Genomic DNA, 13,404 nt, shown 5'->3' with positions numbered 1-13,404 from the left:
TCAGGCTCCCCACAGGACTTGAATGCCCCACACCAGAAAAACGAAAATCGCGAGAATGATCACTGCTTGCACGGCAACCCGTATTCCTGTGGCATGCAGATAGTCGGTGCAGACCGTCCACATCCCTACCCAGGCATGCGCCGCCAGGGAAATGAACGCCAGCAGCGAGAAGAGGCGCATCCAGAGCTGAGAAAACAAGCCGTTCCAAGTGAAGTAATCGAGATGCGGATGAAGCAGCAGATATCCCACCATGAACAGGGTATAGAGAGCGAGCACTACCGCTGAGACCCGCTGGATCAGCCAATCGGAGACGCCGCTGCGACTGAAGTTAGTGACGTTGGTTACCATACCCAGACTCCTGCCAGAACCACCAGTACCGCACTGACTACCACGGTAATCTGTGACTTGCGAACACCGCCCTCGAGGGTCACGCCGATGTCCGCATCCATGATCAAATGCTTGATTCCTGCCACGAAATGATACGCCAGAGCGGATAGAAGCCCCCAGGCGATCAACTTGGCCAGAAGATTGCCTTCAAGCGTTTCTCTAACCGAATCGAAGCCCTCCGGTGAGGACAGCGAAGCATCCAGCGCCCAGAAAACGAAAATGAGGCCAATGAAGAGAAGTACGCCGGTGACACGATGAACGATCGACGTCACGGCAGGGAGAGGAAAGTGTATGGTGGAAAGATCGAGATTTACGGGTCGTTTGCTATTCACGGCTTGTTACACACTCTCTTGGCCCACTGCTGGATCATGAAAACAGGCCCAGGCGGGCGGTGGTTTTTGGGAAAGGCTTGTCCGTTTGCCAAATCGGTACAACCCCTGTTCCAGCCAGTCGCGCGCTAACTATTATAAGGACTTGCCCAGGTCATGACAAACGCGAGTCAGCCCCAATAGACCAAATGATATAGCGGTCGAACGGTATTGGCGCGTAGAATGATGCTGTGCAACAATTCCTTTACAACATCAATCAGTAGAGCTATCTCTTGTACACCATCATGGGCGAATTGTTCAATTGACAATCTTCGATGCACTTATATAGTGAGCGCCCACTCAGGCATATCCAAGCGAGACGGCAACCTATCGTTTGAACCGATCCATAGCAAAGGAGGCCACCATGGCTGACAGGAAAGCGCAACTCTCCATTGATGGAGTTGACCAGGTCCTAGAACTCCCGATCTACTCCGGCACTGTTGGTCCCGATGTCATCGATGTGCGTGAATTGGCCAATCAGGGTATTTTCACTTACGACCCGGGCTTCAAGGCCACCGCCTCCTGCGAATCCGCCATCACCTATATCGATGGCGAACAGGGAGTGCTGCTGCATCGGGGCTACCCCATCGACCAGTTGGCCAAGGAATCCAACTTCATCGAGCTCTGTTACGCTCTGTGGTATGGCGAACTACCCAATGACGACCAGTACGAGAGCTTCAAGACCAATATCAGCAAGCACACCATGGTGCACGAGCAGATCGTCAATTTCTTCCGCGGATTCCGCCGCGATGCGCACCCCATGGCGATCATGTGTGGCCTGGTGGGCGGCCTGGGAGCCTTCTACCACGACAATCTGGATATCACCGATCCGGAAGAGCGGCGCATCAGCGCGGTACGCCTGATCGCCAAGATGCCGACACTAGCAGCCATGTGCCACAAGTACAGCGTCGGCCAGCCGTTCAACTATCCGCGCAACGACCTGGATTATGCTGAAAACTTCCTTTACATGATGTTCAGCACGCCTTGTGAGGATTACAAGGTCAACCCGGTATTCGCCGAGGCGATGGACCGGATCTTCATGCTGCACGCGGATCACGAGCAGAATGCTTCAACCTCGACGGTTCGCCTGGCGGGCTCCACCGGCGCCAACCCTTTTGCCTGCATCAGTGCCGGTATCGCCGCCCTATGGGGACCTGCTCATGGCGGCGCCAACGAAGCGGTGCTCGCTACCCTGGATGAAATTGGTGACGATTCCGAGGAAAACATTCAGCGCTACATTGAAAAGGCCAAGGACAAGGACGATCCTTTCCGCCTGATGGGCTTCGGCCACCGGGTCTACAAGAACTTCGACCCTCGCGCCAAGGTGATGAAGGAAACCTGCGACGAGGTGCTGGCGGAGATCGGTCAATCCGACAACCCGCGGCTGAAGATCGCCAAGCGTCTAGAGCAGATCGCGCTGGAAGACGAGTACTTCATCGAGCGCAAGCTCTATCCCAACGTGGACTTCTATTCTGGTATCGTGCTCAGCGCCATCGGCATTCCCACCAACATGTTCACGGTGGTCTTTGCCGTCGCTCGCACCATCGGCTGGATCTCCCATTGGAACGAGATGCTCAGCAACGACTTCAGCATCGGCCGCCCGCGCCAGCTCTATGTGGGTTACGACAAGCGCGACTATCCGAGCAAGTGAACCCGCTGGAAAGCACCTGAAGAGGACAGGGCTCGGACCTCAGCGTATCCGGCAACGACTTCGTCCTGTAATCGTGATGGACCCACCAAAGGCTGCCCCCGGGCGGCCTTTGGTGCTTCTTATCCTCTACATCAAAATTTGACGGCGATTCTCTGTAAAGGGGCTGTACAATAATCTTCCTGTCACCCCTCTGCTTTACCATCAATGCCTAGCCTGGCCACGCAGGTAAATCGACGGCATTACGGGCCTTGCTGCGACTTTGCCATGTTTTCCACACATTCTGTGGACAACCCTGTTAAAAACCTTGAGAAAACTTTCACCAAGCGCCACGCCAAGCGGGTTACGCTTAGATTGGTCATTTTTTGAACATCTATAACTGCTTGTTTTTGTTTGATTTAGTAAAAAACTAATCTTATTGAGCAGGTTATATGGAGGTTATGCACAGCAATCGGCAACGCTACCGAGAAAGTGGACAAGTATCGGCTTCTGTCAAGCCGAAATGCCAATAAAAAAGCTTTTTCAGCGCTTGACTGTCATCAACAAAAAATAGGCAGGAATGCACAAAAGCCTTTACCGAGCGACAACCGATGCGTGTCTTTTGATCGACATTTATACAAGACAATAACTATTGTAAGAGAAATAGTTTTGTGGGTCAGTTCAGCTCGACGGGAAGGAAAAGAGAACATGGGGAAAATAGAAGTGGCGTCCCATAGGGGGTTCGAACCCCTGTTACCGCCGTGAAAGGGCGGTGTCCTGGACCACTAGACGAATGGGACGCATCTGCCTTGAAACGAGAGCTAGGGAATAAAGACGTTGGTGGAGCCTAGCGGGATCGAACCGCTGACCTCGACACTGCCAGTGTCGCGCTCTCCCAGCTGAGCTAAGGCCCCGTCTCATTGAATGTCTCGTGAAGACGGAGCGTATATTACTGAGACGCCCCGTCCTCGTCAACAGGAAAAATCACTTGATGTCACGATATTCCTTCTCGAAGCGTTTCGCCTGTTTCTTGGACACACCTCCCAACACGTCGATGGCATGACGCAGCCGAGCCCGAGTCATGTCGGAACCCAGAATCGCCATGGCGTCCATGACCGAGGTCGACGCTGTCGATCCGCTCACGGCGATAAAGACAGGCGCCAGAAAATCCTTCATCTTCAATTCGAAATAGGATGCCAGGCCTTTGACCTCGACAAGCAGCGATTCCTTGTTCCAGTTCGAGACTTCTTCCAGGCGCCACACAAGAAACTGCAGGAGCCTGACCAGGGTCTCCCGCTCGAGCTGCACGGTCGTGAAACTGTCCTGATCGATGGCGGGCAGACCGGCAAAGAAATGCCCCGCCAGCGGCATCACCTCGGATAACGTATCTACTCGGGGGCGCACCTGAGGCAGGATCTGCTTGACATAGGCTTCGTTGAAGGCCCATTCCCTTAAAGCCGCCAGTAGAGCAGCGTCGTCGAGATCCTCACGAATATACACGCCATTCAGCCAGGTCAGCTTGGCCAGATCGAATACCGGGCCTCCCAAGGACACCCGCTGGATATCGAAATTCGCCATCATCTCGTCGAGGCTGAATTTTTCCCGCTCATCCGGCATCGACCAGCCCATGCGTCCCAGGTAGTTGGTCACCGCCTGGGGCAGATAGCCCATGCGCCGGTAGTAATTGATCGAGGTCGGATTCTTGCGCTTCGAGAGCTTGGACCTGTCCGGATTGCGCAGCAGCGGCATGTGACATAGCACCGGCATGTCCCAGCCGAAATACTCATAGAGAAGCTGGTGCTTGGGCGCGGAATTGATCCACTCCTCACCACGAATCACATGGCTGATTTCCATCAGGTGGTCATCGATGACATTGGCCAGGTGATAGGTGGGCATGCCGTCGGACTTGAGCAGAATCTGCGCATCCACCTGAGCCCAGTCCACCTCGATGGCGCCACGCAGCATGTCCTGCACCACGCAGACCCCGTCGCTGGGAACCTTCATGCGCACCACATAGGGCCAGCCTTCCCGCTCGCGCCTTGCCACTTCCTCTTCCGGCAAGGCCAGGTCGCTTGGCTTGAGCGCCAGCTGCAGGCCCTCCGCCTTGCGCGCTTCTCGCAGCACATCGAGTTCCTCGCTGGTGCGATAGCACTTGAAGGCATGACCCGCCTCCAGCAATTGCCTGGCGTGGCGGACGTAGATATCGCCGCGCTCGCTCTGCCGGTAAGGACCGAAGGGCCCGCCCACGTCCGGCCCCTCGTCCCAATCGAGCCCCAGCCAACGCAAGGAGTCCAGGATCATGCGTTCGGACTCGTCGGTGGAGCGGGCGCGATCTGTATCCTCGATTCTCAGCACGAACTGTCCACCCTGTGCCCGGGCGAAGCACAGATTGAACAGCGCGATATAGGCGGTGCCCACGTGCGGGTCGCCGGTGGGTGATGGGGCGATACGAGTACGTACGGTCATAACGTTTCGATCCATTGACGAAGTCACAAGAAACAAGGAAAACAGGGGAAAAACAGACGTGCCCCCTGGGAAATGCCTGTGCGATGCCGGCATTATACGCATTCACTTCCGGCATTACCGAATCACGGATACGCTCAGGCCTCATCGAGGAGACGATGACCCATGCTTTCACGACTTCCAGACGACTTCACCGCCTTGGTTACCGGCGCCTCCGGCGGCATCGGTTCCGCCGTGCTCGACGCGCTTCTGGACAGCGAACGCCCCGGGCGCGTCATCGCCGTCAGCCGCCAGAATATGAATCGTCAGGATGCACGACTGGAAACGCTGAAGCTTGACCTGACCCAGTCGCAGGACTTGCAACGCCTGACGGAACACCTGAACGGCGAGCCGGTGCATCTGATTTTCAACGCCATCGGCATCCTGCATGCGGACGCTGATAACCTGGCGCCGGAAAAACGTCTGGAAGATCTCGATCCGGACGCCCTGGCTCGGGTCTTTCATATCAACGCGGCCACCGCGGCGCTACTGCTCAAGGCGCTGCTTCCCTGCCTGAAAGGCGACCATCCGACTATTTTCGCCAGCCTGTCCGCTCGAGTCGGTTCCATCGAGGATAACCGCCTGGGCGGCTGGTATGCCTACCGTGCCAGCAAGGCCGCTCACAACATGCTGCTGAGAACCGCTGCCATCGAACTGCGGCGTCTGAATAATCAAGCCACGGTACTTTGCCTGCACCCGGGCACCACGGACACCGCTCTCTCGGCGCCCTTTCAAGGCCGCGTTCCCGAAGGCAAGCTGTTCACCCCGGCCTTTGTCGCCGAACGCCTGCTGGATGTCATGGAACAGCGTACGCCCCAGGACACCGGCAGCTTCTGGGACTGGGAGGGCAAGTCGATCCCTTGGTGATGGTTTCTATAACACCGGATTTTTCCGAAACCAGACGGTGATGAAGTCCAGATCTGTCGAGACCCTGCCGATCCGATTCGTCAGCGTAAAACCTCATAGGTCGTGGCGTATTTGACGATACGCCCCAAACCATGTGGAGAGTTCTCCACGTAGGGCCCTTCGAGAAACCTCCCCTTCTCACCAATAACCGCCTTTACTTCCTGAGGCTGCACGTCCGCCGGCGGCATGGAGACATGCAGGGTATAGGCACCCGCTACCAGGCCACTGCTGGGCCCCAAAGGACCCGCCTCAAAAGCGCCGGCGGCAACGGTTGTCATGACACGCCAGCTCACATTGCTGGCATCCCGCACCAAGCGGACTCGCAGGCGGGTCTGGTCCGGCAGATTGACTTCCCCCAGCACCATGAGCCGCCGTCGTGGGCTTTCCTTCATGACGACGTTCATCTCGACGGGGAGCGCCGCGCTGGAAGGCTCACTCGAGACGATCTCGACCTGCGTATCGGAAGACGACGAGATGGATACACCATTCTCTGGCGCTGCGGCCTCGTCATCCCCGCCGCAGCCGACAAGCGCCAACAAGCATGCAAGCACCAGACTCATCGACCTAGCCAACCACATTCTTCGCATCATCGCTCCCCGAAAATTGTCCATACCATCAGCATAACTGAATGGTCGCCAATACTGACAAATATGCCCTGTTTATGACGCCATAACTGCGAGAATAGCTTTCCTGTGGCATAATCCTCGTCACGTTTTCGTTCGATGTCATGACTGTCCTTCATAGCCCCGCTGCAATGACTCCGCCCATGCCGATCACTCCCCTGACCCCGACTTCCTTGGATCGTACTTTTTCCATCGCCCCGATGATGGATTGGACGACTCGAGACTTCCGGGCATTCGCTCGCACCTTGACCCGTCAAGCGCTTCTCTACACAGAGATGGTAACGACCGGAGCGATCCTGCACGGCAGCCCACGCTCGCGGTTTCTCGGTTACGACGAAATCGAACATCCCTTGGCGCTACAGCTGGGGGGCAGCGATCCGGGGGAGCTCGCCGAGTGCGCGGCTATTGCCGAACAGTGGGGCTATGACGAAGTCAATCTGAACGTCGGCTGTCCCAGCGATCGGGTGCAGAACAATCTGATCGGCGCCTGCCTGATGGCGTATCCGGACAAGGTGGCAGCGGCGGTTCGCGCCATGCACGATGCAGTCTCGATTCCGGTGACGGTCAAGTGCCGCATCGGCATCGACGATCAGGACGCGGATGCGGATCTGGAGCGCTTCATCGGCAGCGTCGCGGACGCGGGGTGCGAGGTCTTTATCCTGCACGCGCGCAAGGCCTGGTTGCAGGGACTCTCTCCCAAGCAGAATCGCGACGTGCCGCCTCTCGACTACTCGCGGGTCTACCGGCTCAAGCAAAGCCGACCAACACTGCACATCGGCCTCAACGGCGGGCTGCTCGGCTTAAAGGATTGCCGTGAGCATCTCGCTCATGTCGATAGCGTGATGATCGGCCGCGCCGCCTATCAGAACCCCTGGCTATTGGCCCGGGTAGACAGCGCGTTATACGGTCAGCCGGACCCCGCCATAAGCCGACGTGACGCTGCGAAAGCGTTGCGGCCTTATATCGCTCGGCGCCTGGAGGAAGGCGCCAGGCTCAACCATATCATTCGCCATGTGCTGGGACTTTTCCAGGGTTGCCCCGGTGGCCGACGCTTTCGTCGTTACCTAGCGGAAAACGCCCATCGCGACGGCGCGGGGCTTGAGGTATTCGACGAAGCGCTGGCCCAGGTGGCCGAACCGGAAATCGACGAGCAACGCGCCCCACAGACGGCTTAAGCATCGCCCCCATTCAATTCCGGGTCAAAGTACGGATGCAGGTTTTCCACAGCGCTTTCCGCCTCCTCGATGGCATCGAAACGCGCCACGTGAAACAGCGCCTCGCCCTCGTTGACCAGGGGCATCCTGCTCATGCCGATCACGATACCGTCCGCGTCCGCCCGCATCTGGTTTTCCACGTTGCCGAAAGGGTCCGCCACCACTCCCAAGAGATCGCCCTTGGTCACTCGCGCGCCAAGGCGCACCTGAGGGCGAAAAATGCCGTCTCCCGGCGCACGCACCCAACTGGAACCATTGGCGATCTCCGACGCGCGAGGTTTACTGCGCAGGCGTTTTTCGCTCAGCATGCCGAGAGAGCGCATCACTCGACGCACGCCGCGCACGCCGGTGACAATCGCCCATTCATCGAAGCGAAGCGCCTCCCCGGCCTCGTAGGTCAAGACGGGAATGCCCCGATTCTGGGCATAATGGCGCAGACTTCCTTCGCGCAGTTCCGCATCGATGATCACCGGGGCGCCGAAGGCGGCGGCCATGGTATCGGTCTGGCTGCCCTCCGCAAGCTGGGCGCGTATCTGCGGCAGGTTGGTGCGGTGTACCGCCCCGGTATGCAGATCGATGATATGCGTCGCCTGATCGACGATCTGCTCGCGAAACAGCGCCGCGACCCGCGATCCCAGGGAGCCCTTTTCACTGCCGGGAAAGCAGCGGTTGAGATCCCGACGGTCCGGCAGATAGCGGCTGTGCTGCACGAAGCCGAACACATTGACGATAGGCACGGCGATCAGCGTGCCGCGTATCGCCCGGAGCATGGAAGAACGCAGCAGGCGGCGAACGATCTCGGCGCCGTTTATCTCGTCGCCGTGAATGGCGCTGCATACCAGCAATATCGGTCCGTCGCTGCGGCCATGGACCACCTCGACGGGAATATGCAGAGGCGCGTGGGTATACAGTTTGGCGACAGGCACATCGACCTGCATTCGGGTACCGGGGGCAATCTCGACGCCGGCAAGTTCGAAAGGAGCGCGAGCCATAAAAGCTACTCATGGTTACCGGAAGAATCGGGCCGAAACAACAATCGGCAATGAAAGAAACAGTGTTTCTTTATACGCCTGTTCCAGTTTGATGACGAGTGAAAAGAGCCTGTAAGTGGCTAAACAGCCGTCGCCAGCGCATAAAAAACCGCTGCCCTGAAACACTCAGAGAAGCGGTTTATTGATCTTTCAGGTTTCACTCAGTTGGACGATTGAGGCGCCCGATCCAGGTCGTTCTGGCTATCCTCGTTTTCGTCTTGCTGATCCTTGCCCTTGCCGCGCTTGCGTGCCAGCCAATCGGAGAATCTGGCGATCATCGCGTAGAACGAAGGCACGAAGAAGCTTGCCAGTATTGCCACCGACAACATGCCCACCGCCACGGTAGTGCCGATTTCGTGACTGCTGCCGCTACTCGCTCCGCTGGCCAGCGCCAGTGGCAGAGTTCCGAAGATGAACGCCAGGGAGGTCATGACGATGGGACGAAAGCGCTGCTCGGCGGCATGGACGGCCGCCTCACTAATCGACATGCCCTGCTCCTTGCGCTGCAGTTCGGCGAATTCGACGATCAGAATGGCGTTCTTCGCCGCCAGCCCGACCACTACCAGCATGCCGACTTCCACGTAGACTCCGACGTTCAATCCACGCAGCGCAACCCCGCCGATGGCGCCCAGGAAGGCGAAAGGCACCGCGGTCAACACCGCCAGTGGCAGCGCCCAGCTTTCGTACTGAGCTGCCAGGATCAGGAACACCATCAGCAGACCAAAGACGATGGCGATGGACGCGGCGTTACCGGTATTGATCTCCTGATAAGCGGTGCCGGTCCAGCCCATGGCCCAGCCGTCTCCCAGGGTTTCGTCGACCACTTCTTCCATGGCGGCAATGGCTTGTCCGGAGCTGTAGCCCGGCGCCGGCCCGCCCTGGAACTGGGCAGCGGAATACACGCTGTAGCGAGTCGCCACCGCTGGCGCGGTGATACGCTCCAAGGTGACGAACTCCGCCAGCGGAATACGCTCGCCGCTGCTGCCGCGCACGAAGATGTTGCTCAAGTCATCCTTGGAACGACGATATTCGGCCTCGTTCTGCAGAAACACCTGAAAATTACGGTTCTGGTAGGAGAAGTAATTGACGAAACCATTGCCTAGGGTATTCGAAAGGGTACTGTTGATCGCCTCGATCGGCACCCCGTAACTCAGCGCCTTCTGTTGATCGATCTCGGCACGATAGGAGGGCACGTTGGGATTGAAGGTGGTGAACACCTGCGCCAACTCTTCGCGCTTGTTGGCTGCCTGCATGATCCTGTTGGCCGCCTCACCCATCTCGTTAGGGCTGGCGCCTTCCAGAGACTGCAGGTAGCCGGTGAAGCCGCCGGTCGTGGACAGGCCTGGAATTGGCGGCAAGTTGAAGGCGCGTACCGTGCCTCCCCGGGTCTGTGCACCGATCTCGTTAATGCGTGCAATGATGTCGGTGGCGGTCAGGTCTCGGCTTCCCCAAGGCTCCATGCTGACGAACATGGTGCCGCGCGCGGTATTGACTGAACTTGTCAGCAGATCATAACCGGCAATCGCTGAAACAAAGTCAACGCCGGGGATCTTTTCGATCTCTTTACCAACAGCGTCCACGTAGTCCGTAGTCCGCGCCACTGAAGCAGCATCCGGCAGACTGAAGGAAGCCAGTGCAATCCCCTGATCCTCTTCCGGCACCAGGCTCGATGGTGTGCTGCCATAAAGCCAGAAGGAGAACGCCACCACCGTGACGGTCAGCACCAATGCCAGCACCCAGAGTTTGACCAGAGCGCGCACGACGGCCATATAGCCCCGGGTAACCCAGTCGAAGCCCTTGTTGAACCAACGACCCGGCGCGTGCACCGCGCGCATCAGCTTGGATTCTTCCTCTTGGCTTTTCTTATGTTTGAGAAAAATTGCCGCCAGCGCCGGCGTAAAGGTCAGCGCCACCACCGCGGAAATGGCCACGGAAATAGCGATGGTCAGCGCGAACTGCTGATAGATCTGACCGGTGAAACCGCCGAGAAACGCCACCGGCACGAATACCGCGGCCATGATGAAGCCGGTAGCGATAATCGGACCGCCTACCTCACGCATACCCTCGCTGACTGCGCCGACTATCGAGATGTCTTCCTCATCCTCGAGCAAGCGCTCGACATTTTCCACCACCAGGATGGCGTCATCCACCACGATGCCGATGGCCAGAATCATCGCGAACAGCGACAGCAGATTGATCGAAAAACCCAGGATGTAGAGCCCGGCGAATGCTCCCAGTACCGATACCGGCACCACGGTCATGGCGATGATGGTCGAGCGCCAGTTCTGCAGGAACAGGAAAACGATGACCGCGACAATGATGAAGGCTTCAATGAATGTTTCAGCGACAGTGGTGATCGACGCATCGATAAACAAGGTGGTGTCATAGGGCACCACGTACTCGAGCCCTGCGGGAAAGCGATCGGCGAGCTGCTCCATGCTGTCCCTGACCCTTGCGGCGGTCTCCAGCGCGTTGGCCTCAGGCTGCTGGTTGATGATAATCGGTGCCATTGTCGCGCCATTGAGCTTGGCATTCACCGCATAGGAGGAGGCACCTAGCTCAACACGTGCCACATCCTTCAGGTACAGCGATGAACCGTCTGGATTGGTGCGTAAATAGATGTTGCGGAACTCGTCGGCGTTGGACAGGCGCCCACCGGCGGAAATGGTATAGGTAAAGGCACGCGGATCGGTCTGGGGCTCCGCAGCGAGGCTGCCTGCCGGTACCTCGATATTCTGCGCTCTTATCGCGCTCGCGACTTCCGTCGGAGTCAGATCGTACTGAGCAAGCTTGTCCGGATCGAGCCAGATACGCATGGCGAACTGGCTTCCACCCAGGGCTTCCGCATTGCCCACCCCGGGGATCTGACGAAGCTCATCGAGAATGTTGAGAACCGCATAGTTCTGCATGTAGGTCTTGCTGTATTCACCATCAGGAGAACGCAGCGCTACCAGTAAAAGGATGCTGCTCGATCGCAACTCGACGTTGACACCTTGCGCTTGAACCGCCTCGGGCAACTGGGACAGCGCCGACTGCACCCGATTATTGACATTGATGGTATTGATGTCGCCATCAGAGCCAATTTCGAAAGCGATACTCATGCTCATGATGCCGTTGTCGGAACTGGTCGAGGTCATGTAGAGCATGTTCTCGACCCCGTTGATCGCTTCCGCCAAGGGGGCCGCCACGGTCTGGGACACGGTTTCCGCATTGGCGCCAGGAAAAGTCGCCTGAACCGACACTGTTGGAGGCACGACGCTGGGATACTGCTGGATCGGCAAGGCGCGCATCGCCAGCGCCCCGATCACCACGATGATGGTCGAGAGGACCGTGGCAAAGATCGGGCGCTTGATGAAGAAATCAGAGAAATTCATGCGTCGTCGTCCTGTTCCTTGGCGCTAACCTGGGATGACGTCGCGTTATCCTCGTTGGAGGAGGCCTGTCTATCGTCCCCCTCCCCGGCTTCCTCTTGCTGGGCATCGTTCTGGCCTTGCTGTCCCTCTTGCGCCGAAAGCGTCCCGGGATCACCGGAATAAGGCTGTGCATCGATGGGCGTGCCGGCCTCAAGACCGCCCGGATCGCTGACGATAACCCGGTCGCCGGGCTCGAGCCCATCGGTGATGATCTGCAGCGGCCCTACCTGCTCCCCTAGCGTCACCGTGCGAGCACGCGCCTTGTTCTCATCATCGAGCACGAAAACCTGAGGCCCCATCAAGCCCTGAGTCACGGCGATTTCCGGCACGGCCAGCACATCGAAACGCTGCATACCCTGAAGCTTCACGCGCACGAACTGTCCGGGCAGGAACATCTTGTCCGGATTCTCGAAAATCGCTCGGGCCTGTACCGTGCTGGTGTCCTGGTCGACTCGCGAGCCGAGAAAATCGAGCTTGCCCTCAAGCGGAGGCGTATCGTCTCCCTGTAAATCCGGAAACTGCAAGGTCGCGGTAATACTGTCCTGCTGCTGGCGGCGCTGGCGGCGTAAATCAAAAGCTTCCTGCTGAGGAAGCTGAAAGCGAACCTCGATGGGATTCATAGGTGTAATGGTGACAAGCTCAGTGCCTGTGTCGACTACGTTGCCGACGTTGACGTCGCTCAGGCTGATCATGCCGGATACCGGCGCCTCGACATCCGTGTAATCCAGGTCGACCTGCGCGCTTTCCAGCGCTGCTTGCGCCTGGGCGACGTTGGCCTTGGCCACTTGCAGTTCCGCCATGGCCTGATCGTACTGCTGCCGACTGACGGAGTTCTGCTTCAACAGGCTTTGAAAGCGTGCCGCATCCTGTTGAGCACGATTTTCCTTGGCCTTGGCGCTTTCTACATCCGCCTTGCGTTGATTGACAGTCGCCTGATAAATAACCGGTTCGATGGTGTACAGACTCTTGCCTTCTTCCACCATGTCTCCCGGCTCGAAATTACGTTTCTCAAGTAGCCCCGAGACTCGCGCGATGACCACGACTTGACGGTCGCTGCGCAGCTTGGCGGAATAGGACTTGTCCAGATCAATATTGCGTTTGCTCATCTCCATGACCTGAGCCTGCTTGGCAGGAGGCTGACTATCCTGGTCGGACTGTTTCTGTTCATCGTCGTCATCCGAACCACAGCCTGCCAGCAATATGAGAAAAGCGATCACGGCCATTGCAGCCCAGTGTCGATGACGCATCGTCGTGCCCATTCGGTGGTTCCTTGTCAGTGTCGAGTCGAGTCAGTTTCAAGCTCTAACATACGAATCGTTTCATCCATGCCGCA

10 protein-coding genes and 2 tRNA genes are annotated in these 13,404 nt (G+C 57.9%); 3 read left to right on the top strand and 9 right to left on the bottom strand.

Annotation, left to right across the window (positions count from 1 at the left end):
* A complete protein-coding gene (sdhD, locus tag FGL86_RS10130) occupies positions 1 to 348 on the bottom strand; it encodes a succinate dehydrogenase, hydrophobic membrane anchor protein (RefSeq protein ID WP_147184449.1) in 348 nt (115 codons plus the stop codon).
* Positions 342 to 719 carry a succinate dehydrogenase, cytochrome b556 subunit gene (gene sdhC, locus FGL86_RS10125; protein WP_147184448.1) on the bottom strand — a complete coding sequence of 126 codons (378 nt, stop codon included), beginning with the start codon at positions 717 to 719 and terminating at the stop codon, positions 342 to 344. The genes sdhD and sdhC overlap by 7 nt, the downstream gene beginning before the upstream one ends.
* 400 nt (positions 720 to 1,119) lie before the next feature.
* Between sdhC and gltA the strand changes: the two genes are divergently transcribed.
* Entirely contained in the window at positions 1,120 to 2,406 is a 1,287-nt protein-coding gene (gene gltA / locus FGL86_RS10120; RefSeq protein WP_147184447.1) for a citrate synthase, read from the top strand.
* Positions 2,407 to 3,106: 700 nt separating this feature from the next.
* On the opposite strand, the gene FGL86_RS10115 is transcribed toward gltA, so the two are convergent.
* From FGL86_RS10115 to gltX, 3 genes are all read right to left on the bottom strand, one after another.
* Positions 3,107 to 3,182, bottom strand: a tRNA-Glu gene (locus tag FGL86_RS10115).
* Between the two features lie 38 nt (positions 3,183 to 3,220).
* Positions 3,221 to 3,296: transfer RNA gene (locus FGL86_RS10110), tRNA-Ala, on the bottom strand.
* Between the two features lie 70 nt (positions 3,297 to 3,366).
* Positions 3,367 to 4,848 (bottom strand): glutamate--tRNA ligase, encoded by a 1,482-nt coding sequence (gene gltX, locus FGL86_RS10105; RefSeq protein ID WP_147184446.1) that lies wholly within the window; start codon positions 4,846 to 4,848, stop codon positions 3,367 to 3,369.
* Between the two features lie 162 nt (positions 4,849 to 5,010).
* Between gltX and FGL86_RS10100 the strand changes: the two genes are divergently transcribed.
* Positions 5,011 to 5,751 carry an SDR family NAD(P)-dependent oxidoreductase gene (locus tag FGL86_RS10100; RefSeq protein ID WP_147184445.1) on the top strand — a complete coding sequence of 247 codons (741 nt, stop codon included), beginning with the start codon at positions 5,011 to 5,013 and terminating at the stop codon, positions 5,749 to 5,751.
* A gap of 80 nt (positions 5,752 to 5,831) precedes the next feature.
* Here the strand turns inward: FGL86_RS10100 and FGL86_RS10095 are convergent, their stop codons facing one another.
* Positions 5,832 to 6,350 (bottom strand): hypothetical protein, encoded by a 519-nt coding sequence (locus tag FGL86_RS10095; protein ID WP_147184444.1) that lies wholly within the window; start codon positions 6,348 to 6,350, stop codon positions 5,832 to 5,834.
* Between the two features lie 206 nt (positions 6,351 to 6,556).
* Here FGL86_RS10095 and dusA point away from each other — a divergent pair, with 206 nt between their 5' ends.
* Entirely contained in the window at positions 6,557 to 7,588 is a 1,032-nt protein-coding gene (gene dusA, locus FGL86_RS10090; protein WP_147184443.1) for a tRNA dihydrouridine(20/20a) synthase DusA, read from the top strand.
* On the opposite strand, the gene FGL86_RS10085 is transcribed toward dusA, so the two are convergent.
* From FGL86_RS10085 to FGL86_RS10075, 3 genes are all read right to left on the bottom strand, one after another.
* On the bottom strand, positions 7,585 to 8,619 hold the full coding sequence (locus FGL86_RS10085; protein WP_147184442.1) for a succinylglutamate desuccinylase/aspartoacylase family protein: 1,035 nt from the start codon (positions 8,617 to 8,619) through the stop codon (positions 7,585 to 7,587). The genes dusA and FGL86_RS10085 overlap by 4 nt on opposite strands.
* A gap of 200 nt (positions 8,620 to 8,819) precedes the next feature.
* On the bottom strand, positions 8,820 to 12,032 hold the full coding sequence (locus FGL86_RS10080) for an efflux RND transporter permease subunit (protein WP_147184441.1): 3,213 nt from the start codon (positions 12,030 to 12,032) through the stop codon (positions 8,820 to 8,822).
* Positions 12,029 to 13,330, bottom strand: coding sequence for an efflux RND transporter periplasmic adaptor subunit (locus FGL86_RS10075; RefSeq protein WP_246131589.1), 1,302 nt, complete (start codon positions 13,328 to 13,330; stop codon positions 12,029 to 12,031). The genes FGL86_RS10080 and FGL86_RS10075 overlap by 4 nt, the downstream gene beginning before the upstream one ends.
* Positions 13,331 to 13,404 lie beyond the last annotated feature (74 nt).

It is taken from the genome of Pistricoccus aurantiacus (assembly GCF_007954585.1).
Taxonomy (GTDB): Bacteria; Pseudomonadota; Gammaproteobacteria; order Pseudomonadales; family Halomonadaceae; genus Pistricoccus; species Pistricoccus aurantiacus.
This window is presented reverse-complemented; position numbering and strand designations above follow the sequence as displayed.

What these genes read in the sequence shown, in the direction of transcription:
- sdhD (WP_147184449.1), bottom strand. Translation starts at nt 348, where the DNA reads ATGGTAACCAACGTCACTAACTTCAGTCGCAGCGGCGTCTCCGATTGG.
- gltA (WP_147184447.1), top strand. Translation starts at nt 1,120, where the DNA reads ATGGCTGACAGGAAAGCGCAACTCTCCATTGATGGAGTTGACCAGGTC.
- gltX (WP_147184446.1), bottom strand. Translation starts at nt 4,848, where the DNA reads ATGACCGTACGTACTCGTATCGCCCCATCACCCACCGGCGACCCGCAC.
- FGL86_RS10100 (WP_147184445.1), top strand. Translation starts at nt 5,011, where the DNA reads ATGCTTTCACGACTTCCAGACGACTTCACCGCCTTGGTTACCGGCGCC.
- FGL86_RS10095 (WP_147184444.1), bottom strand. Translation starts at nt 6,350, where the DNA reads ATGAGTCTGGTGCTTGCATGCTTGTTGGCGCTTGTCGGCTGCGGCGGG.
- dusA (WP_147184443.1), top strand. Translation starts at nt 6,557, where the DNA reads ATGCCGATCACTCCCCTGACCCCGACTTCCTTGGATCGTACTTTTTCC.
- FGL86_RS10085 (WP_147184442.1), bottom strand. Translation starts at nt 8,619, where the DNA reads ATGGCTCGCGCTCCTTTCGAACTTGCCGGCGTCGAGATTGCCCCCGGT.
- FGL86_RS10080 (WP_147184441.1), bottom strand. Translation starts at nt 12,032, where the DNA reads ATGAATTTCTCTGATTTCTTCATCAAGCGCCCGATCTTTGCCACGGTC.
- FGL86_RS10075 (WP_246131589.1), bottom strand. Translation starts at nt 13,330, where the DNA reads ATGGGCACGACGATGCGTCATCGACACTGGGCTGCAATGGCCGTGATC.